Raw genomic sequence first — 26000 nt, forward strand, 5'->3', positions numbered from 1 at the left:
GAGGAGAATTGCTCAGTTAGACTTTCATATGTAGTCATCCCCACTTATCTTCTTCACTTCTTCCAATCTTAAGATGCAGCAAAGAGCGAGATAAAGTGAAACTTTAATCAGCCCTCACCAATCGGGCTTTTACAGGCAGTTTATCTCCCACCTAACTTCTTAAGAAAAGCGGAAGCGGCTCGCTCAGAATCGCAGGACGCCCACGCCCCTGACAGAGAGGCGCTTTTTGCCTCGTCCGAGGGGGCGAAACGGCCTGCGATTCTAGCCGCTGGAGCTGGACAATGCTTTCGCTGAATTTTGAGGTGGGAGTATTACTGCCCACGAATAGCGGGATAAATATTAAAACATGGTTTGGTTGTCATATCTCTACCCCTTTTTTCATAATTATGAATTAGTAATTGTTCTACACTTCCTTTTCTCTAGCAGAGTAATAAAAGAGGTGAAACAAATGGCTGTTATTTCCTATACAGAAGAACATGTTAAACTGCTTGCCCGATTAATGCGGGCAGAAGCAGAGGGAGAAGGCCCTCAAGGAATGCTTATGGTTGGAAATGTTGGCGTCAATCGCGTAAGAGGGAATTGCTTAGACTTTAAAAAAATCCGAAACCTTCGTCAAATGGTATTTCAAAGCCCTGGTGGATTTGAAGCTACGCAAAAAGGTTACTTCTATCAGCGTGCTCGTGAAAGCGATATTGCTCTAGCAAGACGTACGATTCAAGGAGAGCGATTCTGGCCCGCTAATTTTTCGTTATGGTTTTTTAGGCCAGGAGGCGCCTGTCCACCAACTTGGTTTAATCAAGAAAACTCTGGTCGCTTTAAAAATCATTGCTTTTTCCAACCAAGTGCTGAGGATTGTCCAAGTGTGTATTAGTGAACTGAAAAGAGGAGGGATTTCGTATGGCTCAGCAACAAAACCCATACTATGGGGGAGGATTTTATCAACCATCTGGCGGATATATGCAACCACAGCCCGGACAACAAGGACAACAAATGCCAACAACGCCGCAAGCTGCACAAGCACAACTTGCCGTTTCTCAAGGGATGCTTCCACTTGAGCAATCATATATTGAAAATATCCTTCGCTTAAACAAAGGAAAACCAGCAACTATATTCATGACATATGAGCGCGGCAGCACACTTGGTACACAATCCTATACAGGCATCATTGAGGCTGCAGGACGCGATCACATCATTTTAAGCGACCCTAAGTCTGGAAAACGTTACTTACTGCTTATGATCTATCTTGATTATGTAGAATTCCCAGGAGAAATCATTTACTTCCCAACGCAGCAACCCGCAACTTATCCTCCAAGATAATAAGAAAAAGCTGGCATATGCCAGCTTTTGTTTTATTTCTACCCTGTACAAACCATTTGTAAGGGCCCAAGAGGTTAGTTGAACCTTATAGCCCTTTTACAATCGCAGTCCCCAGTAAAATCCACCCTACAATAAATGCTACACCGCCAAGCGGAGTAATTGGACCAAAAAATTTTATACCAGTTGTACTTAATGCGTATAAACTTCCGGAAAACAGCACAATACCTGCTACCATACACCAGCCTGCCGCGCCTACAAGAGAAGATTGAATCTTATCCATTAATAAAGCAACAACAAATAATCCCCCTGCATGAAACATTTGATATGTAACACCTGTTTTCCAAACCTCTAACATTTTCGCTGAGATTTTCCCTTCAAGTCCGTGCGCTCCAAATGCTCCAAGCGCAACAGATAATGCTGCTGCAATACAACCTAATAAGAAGAAAATTTTCATTGGAATTCCCCTTTTTCTTTTTACTTTTATAATAAAAAATTTCCTCGCACAATCCAACTATTTAGCGTCTAAAAATCCAAAAGAGAGTTTCCGTTTGCATCATCCTCTTTCACATATACAGGCTCCCCTGAAAATGAAGCCATTGGTTGAACAGACATTTGCGGTGCCACAACGTTTGTTCTTAATGTTTCAACATATGCAGAAGCTTCTGGCTGTTCTTCAAGTAATAGATCACATAATGCACGAACAACTAAAAGATGTTCTTTTGCTTTACGTGAGTCACTCCCTTTCGCTTTTGCAATTTCACTTGCCATTTTATTTAAAATCTTATCGCTAGATATTTGCATGCTTTCTCACCTCATGTATTGTAATTCTTTTTCAAATCGTCCCAATTTCTCTACTGGACCAAATACTATTATCATATCACGTTCTGCAAATTTTTCCGCTCCTGTTTGTTCCGATGTTTCATGCACTCAAACAATACTTTCATCTCTTTTCTCTATTTTCAAACTTTGCCATAACAAATCAAATACATATATACTAGAAATGGAAATACGAAAAAGAGGTCGATATATAATGAAAACATTTCTTTCTGCCCTGCAATGGGCATTATTTATTTTAGCCGGCAGCTTAATTGTTCCCATTAGTGTTGCCGCTAACTATGGACTAGAAGGTGCAGAAGCAATTGCATTCGTCCAACGAACATTATTTGTTCTTGGATTTGCAGGTATTTTACAAGCTTTCTTTGGTCACCGCTTGCCAATTCAAGAAGGACCTGCAGGACTTTGGTGGGGCATCTTTTCCTTGTATGCAAGCTTAGGCGTTGTATTATTTGGTTCAAACAGTGAAACGCTTCGTGTACTGCAATATTCATTCTTATTAAGTGGTCTAATTTGCATTCTTCTTAGTACATTTGGACTGATTGATAAACTTGTCCGCTATTTTACACCAACTGTTATCGGAACCTACCTATTTTTACTCGTCGCACAGCTAAGTGGATCATTTTTAAAAGGCATGTTTGGACTTAACGAGCAGCATACAGCTGTTCAAGGGAAAGTCTTTATTCTTTCTCTTATCATTATTGTTTTATCTTTCTTTATTATGAAATTACCTATTATCGGGAAATATTCCGTATTATGCAGTATTGTACTTGGATGGACTTTATTTGCATGTTTCGGTCTATCAAATCCAATTACACCTGTATCAGATATTATCCGGATGCCATCTATCTTTGTATTTGGTACACCTCGTTTAGAATGGAATATGGTTATTACCGTTCTCTTTGTTACGTTATTACTACTAACTAACATGTTAGCAAGTATTCGGGTTGTTCAACAAGTAGTTTCGAAATATGAAGAAACTGCGCCGCAAAATCGATTTAAGCAAGCTGGAATTATAACTGGTATTAATCAGCTTCTCGGTGGTCTATTTTCAGCAATTGGACCTGTCGCTATTTCTGGATCAGCTGGTTTTATTGCGACAACAAATATTTACAAACGATTACCGTTTATTCTTGGATCATCCTTTATTGTTCTTATGAGTCTATTTCCAAAAGTGACTTCATTCATTGCAGCAATTCCAGTAGCTGTCGGTTACGCTGCTATTTATCCGGTATTTGCAAGTATGATTGGGTTAGCTTTTCGGGAATATGAAACTGTAAAAGATAAAGAACGCTTATTCAAAGTCGCGGGCCTCGCTCTCTTTACCGGAATTGGCGTCATGTTCATCCCATCAGGAGCCTTTTCTTCACTGCCGCCGTTCTTAGCATCCTTTTTAAGCAACGGCCTTGTACTCGGCTCTGTAATGGCAATTATATTAGAAGTAGTATTCTCTCGCTCAACAGACAAACGAGTGGATTAAAGTGAAACTTCCTCTTGGGAAACGCCCTTCTTTCCTAGAGGTTAGTTGAACCAATCAGGCCCTTACAGATGGTTTTGCCTCGCTTCCTGGCCGAACTTCTTACCAGCTGTTTGGGCGGGGTAAAGTAAAACTTTCCTCGACGAGTGGGTTTCTCGCCAGAGGATTAGTTAAACTAATCGGGTCCTTACAGATACTTCCTTACCAGCCGTTTGAGCGAGCTAATCGACACAAAACGTAAACAAAATTGGCAAACTTCAAGCATTGCAGTCTATTTTAAGAATTGTTACGATAATAGAAACATATATGAGTAAACAAAATAGATTTACTCATATATATTCATGTATGTAAATCCAGTTTAAAGTTTCGACATATAAGTCACTGCTATTCAGAATACACCATCACCTGCACTTGCTTACTCCCTTGGGTTTAACCATTGCATGTAGTAGGAAAGGGGTTTTATGTCGATTTTTTAACTTATATACATGTAGAATCGATTCCATATTCAAAGAGGTTCGATGTCTTACGATTCATTTCACATTATAAATTCATATTTAGGAAGGATTATTCAAATGTCTTATAAAATGATTGTACTAGATTTAGATGATACTTTACTTCGCGATGACCATACAATTTCACCGCGTACGAAAGAAGCACTAATGAACGCCCAAGAGCGCGGTGTAAAAGTTGTACTAGCTTCCGGCCGTCCAACTTTTGCGATGTGGCCAATTGCAAAAGAACTAAAGTTAGAAGAATACGGCAGTTTCATTTTATCGTTTAACGGCGCAAAAATTACTAACTGTAAAACAAATGAAGAATTATTTAGCAGTACATTATCACCTGAAATCGTTCATAATTTATATAAAACGAGCCAAAACGAAGATGTTTGGATTCATACGTACGTTGGCGATGATATTGTGACAGAAGAAAATAATGAATATACAGAATTTGAAGGTCATATTACAGGTATGCCAGTTATAGAGGTTAATAATTTTGTAAGTGCAGTGAAAGAACCTGTTGTGAAAGTATTAATGATGAAAGCACCTGAACGTCTTGCAGAAGTTGAAAAGAAATTACAACAAGAATTTGAAGGACAATTAAGTGTTATGCGTTCTAAGCCATTCTTCTTAGAATTCACAGAATATGGTGTAACAAAAGGAACAAGCTTAAGCCAACTTATTCAAAAACTTGGTATTACACGTGAAGAAGTGATTGCGATGGGTGATAGCTATAATGACCAGACTATGATTGAGTTTGCTGGACTTGGCGTTGCAATGGGCAATGCACCTGACGACATTAAAGCAATTGCAAATCATGTAACAGACACAAACATGAATGATGGCGTTGCAAAAGTTGTTGAACAATTTGTTTTGAAAAGCGCAGTGCTAGTGTAGAACTGTTTTCACGTTAAAAGGAATTAATCATTCATAAAATCGCTCCTGAGTCAAATACTTAGGCGCGATTTTTGTTTATATGTAGGAGCTTGTGAAGATATTTTGAACTTTACACTATTTCCATAGTGTAAAGTTTATTTTTGATTATAATGAAATTAACTATATATATCCATTTTAATTTTCCAACATATAAGTTTCTGTTATGCAAAGTACAACATAGCCGCTTCTATGCAGGGCCAGATGCTCTCGTCCACCTAAAAAAGAGGGTTTTTATGTCGATTTGTTAAATTGTATTTATATAGGCTATTTTATTTTCACAAAGAATATAAGTTTATCATATACAAGCTTACATAATGAAGGAGGCCATTTTATGTTATCAACACCGATTGGACGTTTAAGAGTCATTGGAGTACTGGAAGGGATTTCTTTTCTAATCCTTCTATTCATTGCAATGCCGATGAAGTATTTTGCAGGTTTTGCGAAAGCTGTTACTGTAACAGGTATGGCACACGGTGTCCTGTTTATATTATTCATTTTCGCTGTTATTCAAGTCACTATAGCTCATAATAAGTCAAAATCATGGGCGTTCGGTGCACTTGTTGCATCTATTATTCCATTTGGTACATTCGTACTAGATGGAAAGTTAAAACAAGAAGAAAACAAATAAAAAACAGACCGCTACATCTGTAGTGGTCTGTTTTTGCATACAATTTATAGATTCGGAATTTGCCAATCAATCTCCTGTTCTCCATCATTTGCTAAGAAGTGATTTATTTTTGAAAATGGTTTGCTGCCAAAGAACCCTCGGCGTGCTGATAATGGACTTGGATGAACAGATTCAATAATATGATGATTAGGATTTGTAATAAGCTTCTTTTTCGTCTGTGCAGGGCGTCCCCATAATACAAAGATAACTGATTTTTCCCGTTCATTTAACAACTCGATAATGCGATCTGTGAAAACTTCCCACCCTTTTCCTTTATGAGAATTGGCTTCGCCTTGACGGACCGTTAATACAGTGTTTAGTAAAAGCACACCTTGCTCTGCCCACTTTACTAAATAACCGTTATTCGGGATTGGGTGACCTAGATCATCCTGCAGCTCTTTGTACATGTTTTGCAGCGACGGCGGCGTGCGTACGCCTGGTTGCACTGAAAAGCTTAAACCATGTGCTTGATTTGGTCCATGATATGGATCTTGTCCTAAAATAAGTACCTTCGTATCTTGATAGCTTGTATAACGCAAAGCATTAAAAATATCCTCCTGCTTTGGATACACAACATGTGTCCGATACTCTTCTTGTAAAAATGACTGTAATTGTTGATAGTATGGTTTTTCAAATTCAGGTGCTAGTAGCGGCGCCCAATCATTCTTTAATATTTGTTCCATTCTTTCACTTCCTATCGTATTAATTCACCATGTCCTGTTTTGTAAATACTGCAAAAGCGATTATGAGCGATACAACTGCCCATATCGTGAGATTGATTAATGAAAAACTCATCGATAATCCTTGCAACGCTGGTAATTGCCCTGATAAATAATCCGTTAACGATAAATTAACACTAAATATGTATTTTGCCCCTTCCCAGGACGTTGCAAAATTATTTAAGATACCTCCAGCAATTAACGCTGCCAGCATAACTCCCATACCAGCTGGTGTATTGCGAATCAATACGGAAACCATAAATGAGATGGTCCCAACAACAATTGCTACAAACCAAGCAAGTCCGTAAGCCATAACAATGTATTGCCACTGCGGAATAAGATGAACAAAACTTGTATTTAACGTATCTTTCTCAGTTACAAAACCTGTAAGCACCGGCAAATCCCATCCAGCATAACCAAATACAATGCCTGATAACACATAGGAAAGAGCAGAAGCAAGCAACAAAATGAGTGAAATAAACAATAACATCGTTACATATTTACTCAAAAGAATTTTCCAGCGCCTGATTGGCCGCGTAAGGAGCATTTTCATCGTTCCGTCACTTCGTTCTCCCGAGACGATATCAATTGCTACAATCATGATAAGAAGCGGGATAAATAGCGTAATTCCTTGTTCAATAAACAGACGGACAAAAGTCGGTGCACCCGGCGCACTTGGATTAATATTATGATCTAAATAATATTGTTGTTGCTGCACTCTTACCTTTAACCACGCTTTCCATTCTTCAGGAAGGCGCGAATTATTTAACCGGTTTTGTGAATCAACGATTTGCTGCTGTAATGATACTTTCCAATCACTCGTACCAAGGCGCTTTACAGTCGTCTGCACTTCTCGGTACTGTGCATAAACAAAAATCGGAATTAAAATCGCCAAAATGAGCATGACTACTACAATACGTTTCTTTCGATATATTTTCTCCGCCTCATTATAGACGAGGTTCGCAAATTCACGCATGTTGCTCCCCCTTTGTCAGTTCCATAAATAAATCTTCCAATGTAAACACAACCTGTTTTACACTATGAACGTCTACATCATGCTCAACTAACTGCTTATTATAAAAACTTACACACTCTTGATTCATGCGGCATAATAGTCGCCCTTCTTCTACGACAAGTTCTGTTACTTCACCTGATTCTTCAAGCAACGCTTTCGCTTTATCTAATGGCGTCACAAGCCATTCCACGCGGTCGCTTGCTTGTTTTACTAACTCTTCAACCCTCGCGACCGTAATTACTTTTCCTTTATTAATAATCGCAACGCGGTCACAAATCATTTGTACTTCGCTTAATAAATGACTGGAAATGAATACGCTCATGTTTTCTTCTTTCACAAGTGTATGTACAAATTCACGAAGTTCCCGAATACCAGCCGGATCAAGGCCATTTGTCGGTTCGTCTAATATGAGAAGTTTCGGGCTGCCAAGAAGAGCCTGGGCAATCCCAAGACGTTGCTTCATCCCAAGTGAATATGTTTTCACTTTATCGTGAATACGTTCATCAAGATGTACCATTTTAGCAATTTCCATAATCCGCTCATCGGAAATCCCGCCTAACATACGGGCAAATTGTTTTAAATTTTCAAATCCCGTTAAATATGTATACAATTCAGGGTTTTCAACGATGCTACCAATTTGCCTCATCGCACCGCGAAAATTTTCTTTTATGTCATAACCACCAATCGAAATACTCCCCTCTGTTGCCCCAATGAGGCCAACAAGCATTCGAATCGTCGTTGTCTTCCCTGCTCCGTTTGGCCCTAAAAATCCAAACACTTCTCCTTGCTGAATATCAAATGATACATCTTCAACGAGCGTTTTTTTCTTAATAACCTTCTTTAAATTCCGGACGGACAGAACTGTTGTCATTTTTTCTCACCTCCAGCTAGCTTTAGCTGACTAACAACGTTTTGTAATAAACGATCTGCTATCAATGTATAACCGGTTTCATTCGGGTGGAAGTGATCAGAATATAATAGATCCTTACCGCGACTTTGGAACATATCGAACGTCGGGATAACGTATACGTTTGAGTAACTAAGCGCAAACTTTTCTAATGATCCATTCCAGTCGACAACAATGGGAGACGAGCCTTTTAACTCTTCTACATCTTCAAATGGATTATACAAACCAACCCAAAATATTGGACTGTTTGGGTTTAGGCTCCTCAATTGTTCCAAAATTTTCTTTGCGTTAGTTTGAAATGTTGCTGTATCAGGACGATATGTCGTTAAATCAATATTTCCAAGTGATTCCCATCCTGGAAATAAATCATTTCCGCCAATTGTCAAAACAATCACATCAGCCTGCTTAATTGCATATTGCGTACCGCTGCTTTCCATTTGTTTTAATAAATCTGGCATCTTCGCACCGCTCACCGCCAAGTTTGTGAGCGCCACCTTTTGTTTGTATTTTGTTTGCAAGTCATTCTTCATCCGGCCAATATATCCAATACCTTCTTTATCTCCAACACCGCGTGTTAACGAATCACCTAAGCCAACAACTTGCAATGTCTCCTTTTGTTGTTTCTCTGTTACTTCTTTTTGCGCGGTAGGAGTTAGCTTAGAAGTTTTCGGATTTAGAATATCACTCACACTAGTAATAAATCCATATGCAAATAAACAAAAAGATGCTAGTGCAACGAATAAAATAACTTTCACTAATTTTTCTCTCATGCTACCCCCCCTTATAGATTGACCATATTATACCAAACAGAAATTTGAAAAGCGATTTTCCTCCTCTTATAAAAAAGCGCAATCATTTTAATTAGATTGTGCTTCTTTCATGTTGTCAGCCTTTCCGTTAGCTTCGCAAATAACTCCATTCTTTTTACTTCTGCTTCCTGATTCATAATTTGGTCGTGCAACATTGTAAATGCACCTGCACCAACTTCCACACTCGAATGAGCAATGGTTGTAATATCTAATATTTCTGCAACCTGCTGATCATCGCATCCAATAATTGTGAGATCCTCTGGAATCGAAAGACCGCTTTTTTGAGCAGCTCTTACAATCCCAGCTGCAATATGATTGCAAGATACAAGAAGAGCTATTGGATGCTCTTTCATATGAAGCAACGATTGAACAACGCGAGTTCCATCCTCTACTGTGAAACAGTCTACAAATTGCCACTCTTCTCGCGGCGTAACATGAATAGATGAGAAAGCATCTGCATAAGCTCTTTTTCGATTTTGACTATTAAAACTATCACTTCGTCCAATACAGTAACCGATTCGTGTATGTCCTTTTTCTATTAAATACTCCATTCCTAACGCAAATGTTTTGTAGTGATCAATATGAATACTAGAAATTGTATGAGATATCGTGTCTTCACACGTCACAATTGGGCCAAATGTTGCGTATTTTTCAATCTCTTCGCAAGCATTTATTTTCGAACATATAATGACCCCGTCCAACTTTTTCATTTTTAACATATTCAAAATTTCTATTTCTTTATCCGCACTATAACCCGTTTGACAGAGCATCATATTGTAATTATGTTTTGCGGCCTCTCTTGAAATACCTTCTATAATGGCGCTGTAATACTGATTATTTACAAATGGAAGAAGTACACCGATCGCATTGGTTCTTCCCCGTACTAAATGAATTGCATTCGAATTTTGCGTGTAATTTAACTTTTCAATAATGGCTAATATCTCTTTTCGTTTCTGTTCATTTACATACGGATGATTATTTAAAACGCGAGAAACAGTAGAAATCGAGACCCCTGCCATTTCGGCGATTTTTTTTATATTTGACATCGTACACGCTCCCTTCTCCCTACATATTACCCTATACAAAAAAAAATTAGAAATGCCCCTTGACCTGGTAAGCTTTCCACATTATATCCTGTGCAAGCAGACTAAATATCCATTTTAATTTTTCGACAGCTAGCACTGCCAAATGCAACATGGCCACGACTTGCTTTCTTCTTTTGTTTGAAACATTGCATGTGGTAGAAAAAGGCCCTGACCGCTCCCGTGCGCGGCCAGATGCTCTCACCCACCTAAAAAGAAAAGGGTTTTGATGTCGTTTTTAACTTATGGATATAAATAAGAAAGGATTGATGTTTTATTATGGCTTTAAAATTAGAGTATATCTTTTTCATAGGCGGATTACTTTTACTTTCTCTCGGAATCAATATGATGACGACAATTACTTCATTTGGCCTTAGCCCCTATGATTCCCTTTTCATTGCTTTATATCAAAACTTTGGTTTAAGCATCGGCTCTTGGATGTTTATTATTAATTTGATTTTTACTCTTATCGTACTGTGTATGAGTCGAAAGCGTATTACAATTGGGACAATCGTGACGATGGTGCTAATTTCTGTTTTTGTTGATATGATTGGCTCAGTTACAGTTATAATGGATGGCATTCGCTCTCTTCCAAAGTATATAACACTCATATTGGGAAATGTATCTGTCGGCGCAGGTATTGGTATCTACGTTTCATCACAGCTTGGGACTGCACCGCAAGAAGCATTTGTTTTAACAATCTCGGAAAAAACAAAGTGGTCCTTTCAAAGAACAGAAATTTCTCTAGCTTGTTTATTTCTAACTGCTAGTTTCATACTAGATGGTCCTATTTATTTCGGCACCATTATTCTATCTTTTACGACAGGCTGGCTCATTCAAACATTTATTCAAGTTGGTACAAAATTATTACAAGGGTATCGCATGGAAGAAGCCCATTGAAAGTTATATACTTTCAATGGGCTTTTGTTTTTCAGATATAATACGAACCCCTTCATTTACAACTTGAAGCGTTTCTACCACACAATGGCTGAAAATCGATTGCAACCATTGCTTTACTTCTTCAGCGCTTCCTTTTTTCACATAACAAAGCACAGTTGGGCCAGCGCCGCTTAAAGAAACACCATATAAATATTGATGTTCTAATTCTTGAAGCTTTTGTAATTCAGGTACGAGCTCTTTCCGGTATGGTTCATGAAACATATCTTGTCTCATCATTTCCCCGGCAAGCACCCAGTCCTCTTTACATAAAGCGGCTACAAGTACATTGGCAACACCGCTGCCGCGAATGCCATCCATATACGTTAACGTACTCGGAAGCACATCTCTCGAATGAACTGTTTTTAGTTCATATGAAGGAATGACCGCTACAAGCTCTATATCATGAATAGGTTGAGACAAAAATGAAATATCTTTTCCATCATATGTTCCTATCATAAGTCCGCCATATAACGCCGCTCCAACATTATCAATATGCCCTTCCATTTCCGTTGCAATCAACAGCTTCTCTCTTCTAGATAGATGTAATTCGCAGAGCTGATCAGCAAGTTCAATTCCCGCAATAATTGCCGAGGCGCTGCTTCCAAGTCCGCGCGCTAATGGAATATCACTGTCTAGATAAAGATGACAATAAGGAAGCTCCTTATTATAACGAGCAGCTGCCCTCTGCGCCGTCTGAATGAGCAAATTATTCTCACATTTTGGAATCCCTTGAAGAATTGCTGTTTTTGCCGTACACTCCCAGCTAGAATGTGAAAATACATCTACCGTTAAATATTTACTTACTGCAAGACCAATTGAATCAAAGCCAGGACCAAGATTTGCTGTACTAGCAGGCACACGAATTGTAAACATAGGAGCCACCTTCATCGAAGGACAGCTCCTTGAATATGTTCGAACACAACCTTTTCATCATTTGGCAGCACAACTGGTTGAATTTTTTTCGTATCAATCGCAATGTTAGGGTCCTTCAAACCATTTCCTGTTAAAACAGCAACAATGCTGCTTTCTTTCGCTATTTCTCCTGTTTGTACTTGCTTGTAAATACCAGCAAGCGATGCACAAGAAGCAGGCTCCGCAAAAATCCCTTCATACTTCGCAAGCCATTCATATGCCTCCAGAATTTCTGCATCTGTTACCTCATCAATTTTTCCATTTGAATCATGAGCAGCAGCGACGGCCTTATCCCAGCTTGCAGGGTTCCCAATACGTATGGCAGTCGCAACTGTTTCCGGTTCATCAATTTTATATCCGCGTACAATCGCGGCCGATCCTTCTGCCTCAAAACCGCGCATCTCCGGTAAACCCGTGCCGCGTTTTTCGTTATACTCCTTAAAGCCTTTCCAATACGCTGTAATATTTCCCGCATTTCCAACTGGAATGGCTAAAATATCAGGTGCTTTCCCAAGTGCATCACAAACTTCAAATGCTGCTGTTTTTTGTCCTTCAATGCGATATGGATTCACTGAATTCACAAGTGTAATCGGTGATGAATCGCTCAGATTTCGTACCATTTGCAAGGCGTGGTCAAAGTTTCCATCAATACTAATAATTTCAGCTCCGTACATGACTGCCTGCGCTAATTTTCCATAGGCGATTTTTCCATTTGGAATCATAACAATACAAGATAAACCTGCGCGCGCTGCATAAGCAGCTGCCGACGCAGATGTATTTCCTGTTGAAGCGCAAATAACCGTTTTGCTGCCAGCTTCCTTTGCCTTTGCTACAGCCATAACCATCCCACGGTCTTTAAAAGAACCCGTTGGATTTGCACCTTCTACTTTCGCATAAACAGAAACACCCCATTTTTCTGAAAGGTTTTCTAATAAAATCAGCGGTGTATTTCCTTCTGATAGTGAAAGCGACGGTGTTTGCTCGGTAATTGGTAAGTATTCTTTATAAGCAGCAAGTAATCCGTTCCACATTAGCGAGCATCTCCTTCAATACGGTAGTTTGCTTTCACACAATCTACTTCATCATACGTCTCTAGTGTTTCTAGAATGTATGTATAATCTGCAAGGGATGCACGATGTGTAACAATAACGATTTCTGCCGCTCCTTTCTTTTGTAATGGCATTTGAATAATCTTTTCAAAGCTTACGCCTCGTTCAGAGAATAACGATGTAATTTTCGCAAACACACCTACTTCATCCTTCACATGAAGGCGTAGAAACTTCTTCACATAAATTTCCTCATCTGCTTTTAATACTTTCTCATATTGCGGGGTTACTGCACTATTTCCCGTTACACCAAGGCGTACATTTTTCATAACCGCTACTAAATCAGATACAACAGCTGTTGCTGTTGGCAAACTTCCCGCACCTGGTCCATAAAACATTGTTTCTCCTACCGCTTCGCCATATACATATACTGCATTATATTCATTTTGAACAGCGGCAAGCGGGTGTGAATTTGATAACAATGTTGGTTCTACTGTTACCTCTAATTTTTCACCATCACGCTTAGCTACACCGATTAACTTAATTGTATAACCTAGACTCTTACTATATGAAATGTCCTCCTCCGTAATAGATGTGATTCCTTTTACATTCACATCATGAAGTTCTACATTTGTAGAAAATCCAAGTGTCGCTAAGATCGTCATCTTTCGTGCCGCATCTAACCCTTCAACATCTGATGTTGGATCTGCTTCTGCAAATCCAAGCTGCTGCGCTTCATTTAACACGTCGTCATATGCTCTCCCTTCGTCAGACATTTTTGTCAAAATAAAATTCGTTGTTCCGTTCACAATACCCATCATTTTCGTAATCCGATCAGAAGAAAGACCTTCCACAATGCTTCGTAGAATCGGAATACCACCTGCTACACTCGCTTCATAAAACAAATCCGCTTGATTTTCCTTTGCTACAGTAAGAAGTTCTGCACCGTGAAGTGCCATTAAATCTTTATTCGCTGTGACAACGTGCTTACCATTTTGGAGTGATTTTAAAATATATGCTTTTGCATCTTCTATACCGCCCATCACTTCAATCACAACATCAACATCTGGATTATTTATAATTTCATTTGGATTTCTCGTTAATAATGTTGGGGTTACTTGGACCTCTCGTTCTTTTTCTAAGTTTTGTACTAATACTTTTGCTACTTTGATAGGACAACCGATTTGGTGTGCTAAACGATCTTGATGATCTTCAATAATGCGCACGACACCGCTTCCTACAGTTCCAAGACCTAATAGGCCAACTTGAATTTCGTTCATAGTACTGTCCACCCCTTTAAAAATTGTATTTAGGTGCCATTATATAAGGTCAGATCACAAAAAACAATATATTTTGAACATTCTGAATAATAAAGATCGTTCTTTACAAAGAAAACGTTACCACGTGTTATGCTCAACTTCCTTTACAAAATATAAGGAGTTTCCTGATACACATAGTAATTCAACCAATTTGAGAATAGTAAATTCCCATGACTACGCCACTTTACTACTGGATTTTCCAAAGGATTGTCATGCTTAAAATAATTTTTGGGAATAGCAATATCCAATCCTCTTTGCTGATCGCGCTCATATTCTTGCTTTAATGTCTCACAGCTGTATTCACTATGACCAAGAACAAAAATATGCTTTCCATCCTTATTCATAACGAGATGAACACCAGCGTATTCAGAAGTCGCTAACAGATCGAGCTCCTGTACGCGTTGAATATCAGATGCACGAACTTCTGTATGACGAGAATGCGGTGCAAAAAAGCTTTCATCAAAACCGCGTAATAATTTCACATGTTCCTGCTGCACTTCATGCTCAAATACCCCAAACATCTTTTGCTCAAGCGGATATTTTGGAACTCCGTAGTGATAATACAATCCTACTTGCGCCCCCCAGCAAATATGAAGCGTTGATGTGACATGTGCATTGGAATACTCCATAATTTGCTTCAGTTCTTCCCAATAATCTACCTCTTCAAAAGGAAGTGTTTCAACCGGAGCACCAGTAATGATGAGCCCGTCAAACTTTTCTCCTTCAATATCACGAAATGTTTTATAAAAGCTTGTTAAATGCTCCTGCGCTACATTTTTTGCTGTATGGGACTCCATATGAAGGAAATGGACATCAAGTTGAAGCGGTGTATTACCAATTAAACGAAGCAACTGCGTTTCTGTTTCTTGCTTTGTTGGCATTAAATTTAAAATAGCAATCTTCAAAGCACGAATATCTTGTGTTTCTGCTCGTTCTTTCGTCATCACAAAAATATTTTCATTTTGCAATATTTTACGAGCGGGTAAATCTTTAGCAATGATGATCGGCATATTGTTTTCCTCCAGAAAGTGCTGCTTCTAAATCAGCAATAATATCCGCCGCTTCTTCAATACCAACCGATAACCGAATCAAATCAGACGTCACACCAGCCAAACGCTGCTGTTCTTCCGTAAGCTGGCGATGCGTTGTGCTTGCCGGATGAATGACACAAGTTCTTGCATCTGCAACATGCGTCACCAATGTCGCTAGCTTCACATTACCAATAAACTGTTTAGCAGACTCAAGACCCCCTTTTATTCCAAATGTTAAAACACCGCTCGCACCCTTCGGTAAATATTTTTGTGCCAATTCATAGTTTTCATTATTTTGAAGTCCAGGATAATTGACCCACTCAACGCGTTCATGCTCAGACAACCACTGTGCAACAGCTAGAGCATTTTGACTATGACGCTCCATGCGAAGATGCAACGTTTCTAAGCCAACATTGGTCATATACGCATTGAATGGGCTCATACAATTTCCATAATCTCTTAATAGCTGTACACGAGCTTTCACAATGTATGCCGCTTGCCCGAAATTTTTCACATAACTCACACCATGATAACTTGGATCTGGCTCAACAAACTCAGGAAACTTACTCCAATCAAAATTCCCGCCATCAATAACAATGCCGCCTAGTGAGCTTGCATGACCATCAATATATTTCGTTGTAGAATGAACGACAATGTTTGCACCATGTTCAAATGCATGACATAAATACGGCGTCGCTAATGTATTATCCACAATAAACGGTACCCCAAGCTCTTTTGCCGCCTCAGAAAACTCTTTAAAATTCAGTACATTCATTGCTGGGTTCCCAAGCGATTCCGCATACACAAGCTTTGTTTTCTCATTTGCAAGGGCAACAATTTCATCAGCAGATAAGTTTGGATTAAAGAATGTGACCTCAATCCCTAGCTTCTTAAGACTAACTCCAAATAAATTAAATGTACCGCCGTATACTGTTGATGAGCAGAGCAAATGATCGCCGCTGCCACAAATATTTAAGACCGCTAGCATAATTGCAGCCTGCCCTGATGCCGTTGCAACTGCACCAACGCCGCCTTCTAACTCTGTAAGTTTTTGCTCAAACGCCGCAAGCGTTGGGTTCCCAATACGCGTATAAATATATCCCTCTGCCTCCAGATTAAAGAGGGCCGCTAAATCATCAGAAGTATCGTATTTATACGTCGTGCTTTGATAAAGTGGCAAAACACGAGGTTCACCATTTTTCGGCGTATAACCACCTTGCACACAAATCGTTCCTTTTCCCCATGATTCCCCCATTTCGCAATCCCCTTTCTTTTATAAAAAATAAAAAACTGCTTCTTTCCTAAAATAAGAAAGAAGCAGTTTAGATAAACGCTCGCCATGTAGCCTTTCTTATCTTTCAGGAAATACCTGCAGGATTTAGCACAATTCCGATTTACGGCTGTTGCCAAGGTTTCATAGGGCCCGTTCCCTCCACCTATTCTTGATAAGACTTATTCAATTACCGATGATTTTATAGAAAATATTACCTCATGTCAATATTTTTCTGAATGTTCCTAAAATATTTTATTATCTTTACTATCAAACTTTACCGAACAAAGAATATTCTGTAAAATTTAAGGTATGAATGATAATTCATTCATAAACGAATAGGAGGCGATTAATACATGAAAGTCGGGGAAATATTAACTTTTGAAAAATCATTTACGAGAGAAGATGTAGATCTATTTAGTAAAATTTCTGGTGATGCTGGTGATCACCATGTTGTTCCAGATGAACATGGCCGCGTCATGGTACAAGGATTACTAGTTGCAACATTGCCTACGAAAATTGGCGGCGATTTAAATTTTATTGCAAGAGATGTAGAACTTACTTTCTTACGCCCAGTCTTTACCGAAGATACCGTTCGATGTGAAGTTACACTGGTTCATCATGAAGAACAAGCAGATCGAATCATTGCTGTTTCAAAAGCAGAATGCTTTAATCAACATGGTAAAAAAGTGTTGGAAGGATCTTTTAAAGGGATTATTCGCCAATAACTAACACAACCTTCTTCAGTGGGGGATTCTTCATCCCTCACTGATAGAAAAACCACTCAATTAAGCTTTCCACTCTCCTCTGCTTCTCTTCTTTTTTCTCTCTACACCTTGGAACGAGATTTTATTGCCTACTACTGATAAGATATACAAATAGTATATATATCAGAATCTCTAAATTTGTCATAACACCATATAACATGAAGGAGACATAAAAAATGACGATTAGAAGAAGCACGCATTCCTTACTTATCATGTACGGTATGTTTCTAGGTTCCATAGTTGGTGCTACAGTCTGGTTATTTTTAGTTACCACAAATGCCGGCATTCAGTTTATTTGGGGATATTTACCAAAAGAATTTGCATTACCACCGTATTACACAATTTTTGTAACGACAATTGGTGGTATTCTTGTCGGACTCTCGCAAAAATACTTCGGTACATACCCGCGTTTAATGCCAGAGGTAATGGGTGAATATAAGAAAACAGGTAGGATTGAGTACCGTTTTGTACATCAATCTACAATAACAGCTGTTATTGTTTTAATATTTGGTGCAAGTTTAGGACCAGAAGCAGCACTCGTTGGAATTATCGGTGGACTTTGTACGTGGGTTGGCGATCGATTTCATTTCGCTTTAAAAGGAATGAAGGGACTAACGGAAATTGGGATTGGCGCTACTTTAAGTGTTATTTTTAACGCACCATTATTCGGTTATTTAGCTCCAAGTGAAAATGAGGGTAAATCACTTGACGAAATTTCCAAGGGAAAAAAGACGATTGTATATCTCGCTACTACTTTTGCTGGCTTTTCTGTTTATTTATTGCTTAGTAAGCTTGATAACCGAGGATCTTTTATTGTTAATTTTGGGAAAGGATCTTTTTCACTCCATGAATGGCTTGCCTTTTTACCCTTAATTTGTATAGGTGCTGGTGTAGGCTATTTTTATTTCAAAATAGAATATTTATTAGAAAAAATAGTACATCCCTTTCAAAAATATAAAGTAACATTAGGAGTTATAGGCGGCATTCTTTTAGGGATTGCAGGAACCTTACTACCTTATACAATGTTTTCAGGAGAACATCAATTAAAGGAATTAGTAAATGAATGGACAGAATTATCATTTTGGATGCTGCTTCTTTCCGGAGTTTTAAAATTATGTGTAACGGCCGTCTGTTTAAGTACAGGGTGGCGCGGCGGACATATTTTTCCGATTATATTTGCTGGTGCAAGTATTGGATATGCTGTCGCCGCTGTCATACCATTAGATCCAGTTGCTACTGTAGCTATTGTAACAACAGCCATTTCAAGCTATGCAGTACGAAAACCGATCGCTATTACATTATTATTACTCATGTTCTTCCCAATTAATTTATTAATACCAATGATTGGAGCCGCAATGATCGGTAATCTATTTCCACTCCCTAATCATAATGAGCAGGAGGGAATGGTACAAAACTGAAATAAAAAAATATATAAGCAGTACTACCGCTATAAAGTGAAACTTCCATCACCAATCGGGCTTTTACGGGCAGTTATCTCCCACCTATCTTCTTTAGAAAAGCGGAAGTGGCTCGCTCAGAATGTGAGGGGGGTGAAGCTTCTGACGTAGAGATGTTTTTTACCTCGTAGGAAGAAGCGAAGCCACCGGAACTAGACAACGCTTCTCTCTCAATCTTAAGGTGGAAGATCTTACTGCTCACAAATAGCGGGATAAACATGTTAGTACTGCTTGTTTTGATTGAACTACTTTCTTTTTTCACTTTGTACTTCCTCATAACATTGATATAATAATTAAAAATGTATTTTTCATTCTATCACCCGAGGGGGCTTTCACAATGTCATTAAATAAAGCACTTACAATTGCTGGATCTGATACAAGCGGCGGCGCTGGTATGCAAGCAGACTTAAAAACGTTCCAAGAGCTTGGTGTATACGGTATGACAGCTCTGACAACAATCGTAACGATGGATCCGCATAACGGTTGGGCACATAACGTGTTCCCGATTCCAGCATCTACATTAAAACCACAATTAGAAACAACAATTGAAGGCGTTGGCGTTGATGCATTAAAAACAGGTATGCTTGGCTCTGTTGAAATTATTGAGCTTGTTGCTGAAACAATTGAGAAGCATAATCTACAAAACGTAGTAATAGACCCAGTTATGGTATGTAAGGGCGCAGATGAAGCACTTCATCCAGAAACAAATGATTGCTTACGTGACAAACTCGTTCCAAAAGCTTTAATTGTAACACCAAACTTATTTGAAGCGTATCAACTAAGCGGTGTCAAAATTAACTCACTTGAAGATATGAAGCAAGCTGCTGAAAAAATCCATGCTTTAGGAGCAAAGTATGTACTGATTAAAGGCGGCAGCAAGCTAGGAACAGAAAAAGCAATTGATTTACTGTACGATGGAGAAACATTCGATATTTTAGAATCTGAAAAAATTGAAACAACATATACACATGGCGCAGGTTGTACATATGCTGCTGCAATTACAGCAGAGCTAGCTAAAGGAAAATCTGTAAAAGAAGCAGTTCAAGTAGCAAAAGAATTTATTACAGCTGCTATTCTTCATTCTTTCAAATTAAATGAATATGTAGGGCCAACACATCACGGTGCATATCGTAAATTTGGCGCTGGAAAAGAGCTTGTATAAAAAATAAAGTCGTCATACGTGACGACTTTATTTTTTATACAAGTTAAAGAACCGCCTTTCTTTTAAAAGAGGACGAGAGCATCTGGCCGCACATAAAAACGGTCAGCTCTCTTTCCTACTGATTATTGAACATTTTATCCCTTTAACTCCCAAACATTTTGTTGGAAAGTTTCACGTGAAACTTTCCAACAAAAAAAGGGCGAAATTTCGCCCTTTTTTCATGATACCCCCGCTAACAACATCTCGAAATTTTACCGCCCTTTGCATTAAATCTTGCCTCTTGTGCTTCAGCAAAAAATTGTTTTTGGGATAATATACGTTCATTTGGATGGTGCTGTTTCATATGCGCAACATACTTTTCATAGCTTGGTACACCAACAAGCAAACTAATAAATTGTTTTCGATATTTCCACATACTAATGATCGTTTTAAACATAATGATGTGCCTCGCTTTCATCACGTGGAACATACACTGCTTCTTTTAAAGGCGTCGCTTTATTATTCAATACTTGTATCCATATTCTAATAGCCGATATCAGCACTGCGATTACAACAATCATGAAAATTCCACAAAGCGTCGCATCAACATAATCATTAAGAATAATTTGTTTCATTTGTCCTACGTTTTTCGCCGGTGCTAATAGTTTCCCTTTATCCAATGCACTTTGGAATACTTTTGCATGAGAGAGGAATCCAATTTTCGGATTTTCATGAAATAGCTTTTGATAGCCAGCTGTCATTGTAACAATCAGTAACCATGTTGTTGGAACGAGCGTCACCCAGACATATGCCTTTTTCCCCATTTTAAACAAAACAGTCGTTCCAAGTAATAATGCAATCCCAGCTAACATTTGATTTGCGATCCCAAAGAGCGGCCATAACGTATTAATACCGCCAAGTGGATCGATTACTCCTTGATATAAGAAGTATCCCCATCCTAGTACACAAAGTGTTGTTGCAACAATATTAGAAAGCATTGAATCTGTTTTTGCAAATGGTTTATAAACGTGCCCTAAAATATCTTGAATCATAAACCGACCAACACGCGTTCCTGCATCAATCGTTGTTAAGATAAAGAGTGCTTCAAATAAAATTGCAAAGTGATACCAAAATGCCATTAATGCTTTTCCGCCAATGACCTGCGAGAAAATATGAGCCATCCCAATCGCGAACGACGGTGCCCCGCCTGTACGAGATAATATCGTTTGTTCTCCGACATTTGCAGCCAGTTCCTTCAATTCATTTGGAGTTACAGTAAACCCCCAAGAACTAATTACTTGCGCTGCCTGTGTTACATCCGTTCCAATGATCGCCGGTGGACTATTGATTGCAAAATATGTACCTGGGGTTATTACACAAGCTGCAATCATTGCCATTGCTGCGACGAATGATTCCATAAGCATCGCACCGTAACCAATTGGCTGTGCATGCCCTTCTCGTTCTATCATTTTTGGAGTTGTACCAGAAGAAACAAGTGCATGGAAGCCAGATACAGCTCCGCAAGCAATTGTAATAAATAAAAATGGGAATAAATTACCTGCGAATACCGGGCCTGTTCCATCAATAAATTTTGAAACTGCCGGCATTTGTAAATTTGGCGCAACAACTATGATGCCGATTGCTAGACCAACAATTGTTCCAATCTTTAAAAACGTACTTAAATAGTCACGCGGCGCAAGTAATAACCAAACAGGTAATGCAGAGGCGATAAATCCATAAATAATTAGCATAATAGCAATTGTTTCACCCTTAAATGTAAACATAGTAGCAAGCGCAGGATTTTCTGCTACATATTGACCTGCTACAATCGATAAAAGAAGTAAAATAACACCGATAACTGAACCTTCTCCAACATGTCCTGGGCGAATATAGCGCATATATACACCCATTAAAATAGCAATTGGGATAGTTGCTGCAATTGTAAACATTCCCCATGGACTTCCTACAAGCGCTTTTACTACAACAAGAGCTAATACTGCTAATAAAATAATCATAATACCCAAAATCCCGATCATTGCAATAAAACCTGTTACAGGACCAATCTCTTCCTTAATCATTTCACCAAGTGACTTTCCGTTGCGGCGCATAGATGCGAACAAAATTACAAAATCTTGGACAGCTCCGGCTAGCACAACTCCAACGATAATCCAAAGTGTTCCTGGTAAATACCCCATCTGTGCAGCTAAAATAGGGCCAACTAACGGACCAGCTCCAGCAATTGCAGCAAAATGATGTCCAAATAAAACCCATTTATTTGTCGGGACATAATCTTTCCCATCATTCAAAAGTTCTGCTGGTGTTTTTCGGTTGTCATCCAATTCAAAGACTTTTCTAGCAATAAATTTACTATAAAACCGATACGCAACGGCATAGACAGAAACAGCAGCAACAAGTAACCAAACCGCATTAATTGTTTCACCGCGAGATAACGCTAACACAGCAAATCCCGCTGCTCCTAAAGCTGTAATCACACCCCAAAGTAAAATAGATTTCCATGCTTTCAAATATAATCCCCCCTATGTTATGTCTTAGAGGGAATTGTACTAAATTTTCAGAATAATTAAAAACAATACTCCTTATGATGAATATTTTCTAATTTAACATGACCAAATTATTTCACAACCTGCTACAATTCAATTTTATTTCGAAGTCGTTTTACATAGTTACGACTAACAGGAATTGGCTGATTATCATACTTTTCCAAATATAAATTATACGTCCCGTTATAATAAGGCTTTAATTCTTTTACATACATAACATTAATAAGATAACTTTTATGCACACGTAAAAAATCATATGCGGCTAACTTACCTTCTAATTCTTGTAATGTATATGTGGAAATATATTGATTATTGTTTGTATAAATAGAAACTGTTTTATTTTCTTTATTCTTGCTTATGTATACAATATCATCCGGAAGAACATATGTAATTCCTTCATGACTCTCGATCGGAAGCTTTTGCAATCGATTCTTCCCTTGTCTTACTTTTTCTTGCTCAATACTATGCAATAAAAATTGCAAGTCCTCCTGTTCAAATGGTTGCAATAAATAATAGAAAGCGTGGAAACGAAATGATTTAATCGCATCTGTTATATCATTTCCTGTGAATATAAATTTTGTGTTTAATGTTAATTGGCGCAGCAATCCTGCAACTTCAAATCCTGTTCCGTCTGGTAAATGCATATCTAAAAAAATAAAATTTGGTGTATGCTTTTTCGCTAGTTGCAGTGATTCCATTCCCGTTTTTGCTTCAAAGCATTCCAAATTATTTACATGTTCTGTGAAAAAATCTATTAATTTCCCTCTGGCTTCTTCTCTTTCGTTTACAATTAAAATTTTCATGTCTGCCCAACCACCTAATCCTTTTGTCCATACGCCTTGTTGTATACATTCGCTTTTTTAGAAATAATCCCTTTTTACAGGTCATTTTTCTATCAAATATACCATATTTTTGTCAGAAAACAACGAAAAGGAAGCTATACACAGCTTCCTTTTCATTATGCTAATTCTCGTTGTTTTGTTTCTTTTCCTAGCACAAGTACAGCAAGAACACCGATTACAATGGCCATACAAAAGATTGTAAAAATATAAGTGAGAGAAGCATGTGTAGCTACGAGATAACCAACTAATAATGGTCCTAAAATACCACCTATGCGTCCAAATGCTGCTGCCATCCCAGCTCCTGTGCCACGAATAACGGTTGGATACTGCTCTGGCGTATACGCATACAATGCTCCCCAAGCTCCTAAATTAAAGAATGACAGCAACATACCTGCAATCATTAGGGTGACTACTGAATCTGCCGCTCCAAAGAAATACGCACTACATGCCGTTCCAAGTAAATATGTGACTAACACAAACTTCCGGCCAAAGCGTTCAATAAACCAAGCAGCTGTAAAATAACCTGGAAGCTGTGCAAAGGTCATAATCAACACATATTGAAAGCTTTTAATTAAACTAAATCCTTTTAGCACTAATACACTCGGAAGCCAAAGAAACATTCCATAATATGAAAACACAACACAAAACCATAAAATCCAAAGCATAATCGTCGCTCGTCTGTACTCCCCTGACCAAACGGCCTTTATGTTTGCAAATGCAGATTGCTTTTGTTTTACTTTTTGAAATTGCGGTGAATCAGGTAAACTCCATCGCAAATATAATGCATAAAAAGCTGGAATTGCACTTAGCACCATCGCTGTTTGCCAACCATACGTTGGAATAATAAAATATGAGATGAGAGCAGCAATTAACCAACCACCAGCCCAAAAGCTTTCTAATAAGACAACAATTTTGCCACGTTCATGCGCTGCAACACTTTCAGATACAAGTGTTGATGCAACAGGCAACTCTCCTCCAAGACCCATTCCAATACAAAAACGAAGTATAAGAAATACGGTTAATGTTGTTGAGAAAGCAGTTAACCCGCTTCCAACAGAAAATAATAATAATGTAATAATAAAAACAGATTTTCGACCGATTTTATCCGCTAATATCCCAAATAGGAGTGCTCCAACTGCCATTCCAATGGAGTTAACACTACCAATCCACCCCATTTGCTGTGCGCTCAGCTGCCATTCTTTTTGCAAAGCAGCAATAATAAATGAAAGAATCCCAACATCCATTGCATCAAATAGCCAACCAAGCCCAGCAATTCCGAGAAGCTTTCGATTTGAGATCTCTTTAATTTTTCCCACTACAGGTCCCCCTCAATACAGGTGTCTTTACATCATATTTTACATATGTATATCTTATAAGTAAAACAATTTATAATGTTATTCATATGATTCTTATCATTTCCACAAAAAAACGCCTCATACATAGCCATTTTTCAATGAACGGACGAATCAAGGTGACTCCTGTTTTCAAAAAAAAGCAGCGATATTTCGCTACTTTTTCGTCCGAACAACCTCTTTTAAAAATTCAACTAATACTAGTTGACGACGCCAGCGCGTTGGATTACTGCATAAACGGTAAAACCACTCTAAATGAATAGCTTGAATCCATTTTGGAGCACGCTTCACTTCCCCGGCCCAAACATCAAAGCTACCACCAACGCCAACAGCTACTTTTGCATGTAAACGATGTTTATTATTTTGAATAAAGTTTTCCTGTCTCGGAAACCCAAGTGCAACTAGTAAGATGTCTGGCTTCACTTCTTGAATGCGTTCGATAATTTCTTCTTCTTTCTCTTGTTTAAAATATCCATCTTGTGTTCCAACAATAGATACAGCTGGATATCTTTCTGTTAAAGTTCGAGCAGCTCTTTCGATAACGTGCGGCTTTGCTCCAAGTAAAAAGACAGATACAGCCTTCTTTTCTTGTGATAATGATTCAAACAAATTACACATTAAATCAAAACCTGCCACACGTTCTTTTAACGGTGTCCCTAGCATACCGCTTGCCTTTACAACACCAATCCCGTCTGGTGTAATAAGATCTACTTGAAGAAGTGTTTGATGAAACGCAGCATCCTTTTTGGCACACATCACAATTTCAGGATTGGCCGTTACAACTTGAAACGTATTCTCTTGTTTCTGTTCCAGCTGCTGCATTACATAACGAACTGTTTCTTCCATTTTCATTGTTGAGAAAGGCACGCCTAAAATATCAACTGTTTGCACTGCCATATTTACAATCCTCTCTATTTCAAATATCTTTTTCCACTACTGATTAGTCTAACCTCTTACTTTTGCATACTCATACTGCCAGATAAAGTGAAACTTTAATCAGTGGGGGTTTTCTTCATCCCCCACTGATTATTAGTTGAACCAATCGGGCTTTTACGGGCAGTTTATCTCCCACCTAACTTCTTAAGAAAAGCGGAAGCGGCTCG

General features: G+C 38.5%; 26 protein-coding genes, 1 pseudogene and 1 riboswitch. Of the genes and pseudogenes, 9 read left to right on the plus strand and 18 right to left on the minus strand.

Features of this window, described 5'->3' with window-relative positions:
• The first annotated feature begins 448 nt into the window (after positions 1-448).
• Both BR72_RS15635 and gerQ read left to right on the plus strand, forming a co-directional pair.
• Positions 449-871 (plus strand): cell wall hydrolase, encoded by a 423-nt coding sequence (locus BR72_RS15635; protein ID WP_035434391.1) that lies wholly within the window; start codon positions 449-451, stop codon positions 869-871.
• Positions 872-897: 26 nt separating this feature from the next.
• Entirely contained in the window at positions 898-1317 is a 420-nt protein-coding gene (gene gerQ / locus BR72_RS15640; protein WP_035434393.1) for a spore coat protein GerQ, read from the plus strand.
• An 85-nt stretch (positions 1318-1402) separates the two neighbouring features.
• On the opposite strand, the gene BR72_RS15645 is transcribed toward gerQ, so the two are convergent.
• The 3 genes and pseudogenes from BR72_RS15645 to BR72_RS25725 all read right to left on the minus strand — a co-directional run.
• Positions 1403-1771: a DUF423 domain-containing protein gene (locus tag BR72_RS15645; protein ID WP_035434394.1), complete on the minus strand. Its 369-nt coding sequence runs from the start codon at positions 1769-1771 to the stop codon at positions 1403-1405.
• Between the two features lie 68 nt (positions 1772-1839).
• Positions 1840-2118 carry a YwdI family protein gene (locus BR72_RS15650; RefSeq protein WP_035434396.1) on the minus strand — a complete coding sequence of 93 codons (279 nt, stop codon included), beginning with the start codon at positions 2116-2118 and terminating at the stop codon, positions 1840-1842.
• Positions 2119-2124: 6 nt separating this feature from the next.
• Positions 2125-2223: pseudogene (locus tag BR72_RS25725) on the minus strand (TrkA family potassium uptake protein); the annotation flags it as partial.
• A gap of 124 nt (positions 2224-2347) precedes the next feature.
• Between BR72_RS25725 and BR72_RS15655 the strand changes: the two are divergent.
• From BR72_RS15655 to BR72_RS15665, 3 genes are all read left to right on the plus strand, one after another.
• Positions 2348-3631 (plus strand): purine/pyrimidine permease, encoded by a 1284-nt coding sequence (locus BR72_RS15655; protein WP_035434397.1) that lies wholly within the window; start codon positions 2348-2350, stop codon positions 3629-3631.
• Positions 3632-4200: 569 nt separating this feature from the next.
• On the plus strand, positions 4201-5022 hold the full coding sequence (locus BR72_RS15660) for a Cof-type HAD-IIB family hydrolase (protein WP_035434399.1): 822 nt from the start codon (positions 4201-4203) through the stop codon (positions 5020-5022).
• A gap of 370 nt (positions 5023-5392) precedes the next feature.
• Positions 5393-5689 (plus strand): DUF3817 domain-containing protein, encoded by a 297-nt coding sequence (locus BR72_RS15665; protein WP_035434400.1) that lies wholly within the window; start codon positions 5393-5395, stop codon positions 5687-5689.
• Between the two features lie 44 nt (positions 5690-5733).
• On the opposite strand, the gene BR72_RS15670 is transcribed toward BR72_RS15665, so the two are convergent.
• From BR72_RS15670 to BR72_RS15690, 5 genes are all read right to left on the minus strand, one after another.
• Positions 5734-6411 carry a uracil-DNA glycosylase gene (locus BR72_RS15670; protein ID WP_035434402.1) on the minus strand — a complete coding sequence of 226 codons (678 nt, stop codon included), beginning with the start codon at positions 6409-6411 and terminating at the stop codon, positions 5734-5736.
• A gap of 19 nt (positions 6412-6430) precedes the next feature.
• Complete coding sequence (locus tag BR72_RS15675) at positions 6431-7423, minus strand: ABC transporter permease (RefSeq protein ID WP_035434403.1); 993 nt, start codon at positions 7421-7423, stop codon at positions 6431-6433.
• Positions 7416-8333: an ABC transporter ATP-binding protein gene (locus tag BR72_RS15680; protein WP_035434404.1), complete on the minus strand. Its 918-nt coding sequence runs from the start codon at positions 8331-8333 to the stop codon at positions 7416-7418. The genes BR72_RS15675 and BR72_RS15680 overlap by 8 nt, the downstream gene beginning before the upstream one ends.
• Complete coding sequence (locus BR72_RS15685; protein ID WP_035434405.1) at positions 8330-9139, minus strand: SGNH/GDSL hydrolase family protein; 810 nt, start codon at positions 9137-9139, stop codon at positions 8330-8332. The genes BR72_RS15680 and BR72_RS15685 overlap by 4 nt, the downstream gene beginning before the upstream one ends.
• 107 nt (positions 9140-9246) lie before the next feature.
• Positions 9247-10224, minus strand: a complete 978-nt coding sequence (locus BR72_RS15690; protein ID WP_035434406.1) for a LacI family DNA-binding transcriptional regulator — start codon at positions 10222-10224, stop codon at positions 9247-9249.
• Between the two features lie 312 nt (positions 10225-10536).
• Between BR72_RS15690 and BR72_RS15695 the strand changes: the two genes are divergently transcribed.
• Complete coding sequence (locus BR72_RS15695; protein WP_035434408.1) at positions 10537-11160, plus strand: YczE/YyaS/YitT family protein; 624 nt, start codon at positions 10537-10539, stop codon at positions 11158-11160.
• Positions 11161-11163: 3 nt separating this feature from the next.
• Here the strand turns inward: BR72_RS15695 and thrB are convergent, their stop codons facing one another.
• The 5 genes from thrB to BR72_RS15720 all read right to left on the minus strand — a co-directional run bounded on the left by thrB (position 11164) and on the right by BR72_RS15720 (position 16762).
• Positions 11164-12072, minus strand: coding sequence for a homoserine kinase (gene thrB, locus BR72_RS15700; RefSeq protein WP_371261903.1), 909 nt, complete (start codon positions 12070-12072; stop codon positions 11164-11166).
• A gap of 11 nt (positions 12073-12083) precedes the next feature.
• Positions 12084-13142 carry a threonine synthase gene (thrC, locus tag BR72_RS15705; RefSeq protein ID WP_035434410.1) on the minus strand — a complete coding sequence of 353 codons (1059 nt, stop codon included), beginning with the start codon at positions 13140-13142 and terminating at the stop codon, positions 12084-12086.
• Positions 13142-14437, minus strand: coding sequence for a homoserine dehydrogenase (locus tag BR72_RS15710; RefSeq protein WP_035434411.1), 1296 nt, complete (start codon positions 14435-14437; stop codon positions 13142-13144). The genes thrC and BR72_RS15710 overlap by 1 nt, the downstream gene beginning before the upstream one ends.
• Positions 14438-14580: 143 nt before the next feature.
• A complete protein-coding gene (metA, locus tag BR72_RS15715; protein WP_035434413.1) occupies positions 14581-15486 on the minus strand; it encodes a homoserine O-acetyltransferase MetA in 906 nt (301 codons plus the stop codon).
• Positions 15467-16762, minus strand: coding sequence for a bifunctional O-acetylhomoserine aminocarboxypropyltransferase/cysteine synthase (locus tag BR72_RS15720; RefSeq protein ID WP_035434414.1), 1296 nt, complete (start codon positions 16760-16762; stop codon positions 15467-15469). The genes metA and BR72_RS15720 overlap by 20 nt, the downstream gene beginning before the upstream one ends.
• 93 nt (positions 16763-16855) lie before the next feature.
• A riboswitch (SAM riboswitch) is annotated at positions 16856-16959 on the minus strand.
• Between the two features lie 174 nt (positions 16960-17133).
• Here BR72_RS15720 and BR72_RS15725 point away from each other — a divergent pair.
• From BR72_RS15725 to pdxK, 3 genes are all read left to right on the plus strand, one after another.
• Positions 17134-17505, plus strand: coding sequence for a hotdog family protein (locus tag BR72_RS15725; protein ID WP_035434416.1), 372 nt, complete (start codon positions 17134-17136; stop codon positions 17503-17505).
• 215 nt (positions 17506-17720) lie between these two features.
• Entirely contained in the window at positions 17721-18962 is a 1242-nt protein-coding gene (locus BR72_RS15730; protein WP_035434418.1) for a chloride channel protein, read from the plus strand.
• A gap of 376 nt (positions 18963-19338) precedes the next feature.
• On the plus strand, positions 19339-20163 hold the full coding sequence (gene pdxK, locus BR72_RS15735; RefSeq protein WP_035434420.1) for a pyridoxine/pyridoxal/pyridoxamine kinase: 825 nt from the start codon (positions 19339-19341) through the stop codon (positions 20161-20163).
• A gap of 232 nt (positions 20164-20395) precedes the next feature.
• Here the strand turns inward: pdxK and BR72_RS15740 are convergent, their stop codons facing one another.
• From BR72_RS15740 to BR72_RS15760, 5 genes are all read right to left on the minus strand, one after another.
• On the minus strand, positions 20396-20599 hold the full coding sequence (locus tag BR72_RS15740; RefSeq protein ID WP_035434421.1) for a YbdD/YjiX family protein: 204 nt from the start codon (positions 20597-20599) through the stop codon (positions 20396-20398).
• Positions 20592-22667, minus strand: a complete 2076-nt coding sequence (locus tag BR72_RS15745; RefSeq protein ID WP_035434422.1) for a carbon starvation CstA family protein — start codon at positions 22665-22667, stop codon at positions 20592-20594. The genes BR72_RS15740 and BR72_RS15745 overlap by 8 nt, the downstream gene beginning before the upstream one ends.
• A 122-nt stretch (positions 22668-22789) precedes the next feature.
• A complete protein-coding gene (locus tag BR72_RS15750; protein WP_035434423.1) occupies positions 22790-23506 on the minus strand; it encodes a LytR/AlgR family response regulator transcription factor in 717 nt (238 codons plus the stop codon).
• 155 nt (positions 23507-23661) lie between these two features.
• Positions 23662-24861, minus strand: a complete 1200-nt coding sequence (locus BR72_RS15755) for an MFS transporter (RefSeq protein ID WP_035434424.1) — start codon at positions 24859-24861, stop codon at positions 23662-23664.
• A 192-nt stretch (positions 24862-25053) separates the two neighbouring features.
• The gene (locus tag BR72_RS15760; protein ID WP_035434425.1) at positions 25054-25794 is read right to left on the minus strand and encodes a WecB/TagA/CpsF family glycosyltransferase; all 741 of its coding nucleotides are present in this window, start codon (positions 25792-25794) and stop codon (positions 25054-25056) included.
• Positions 25795-26000 lie beyond the last annotated feature (206 nt).

It is taken from the genome of Bacillus sp. UNC322MFChir4.1, assembly GCF_000746135.1.
Classification (GTDB): domain Bacteria; phylum Bacillota; class Bacilli; order Bacillales; family Bacillaceae_G; genus Bacillus_A.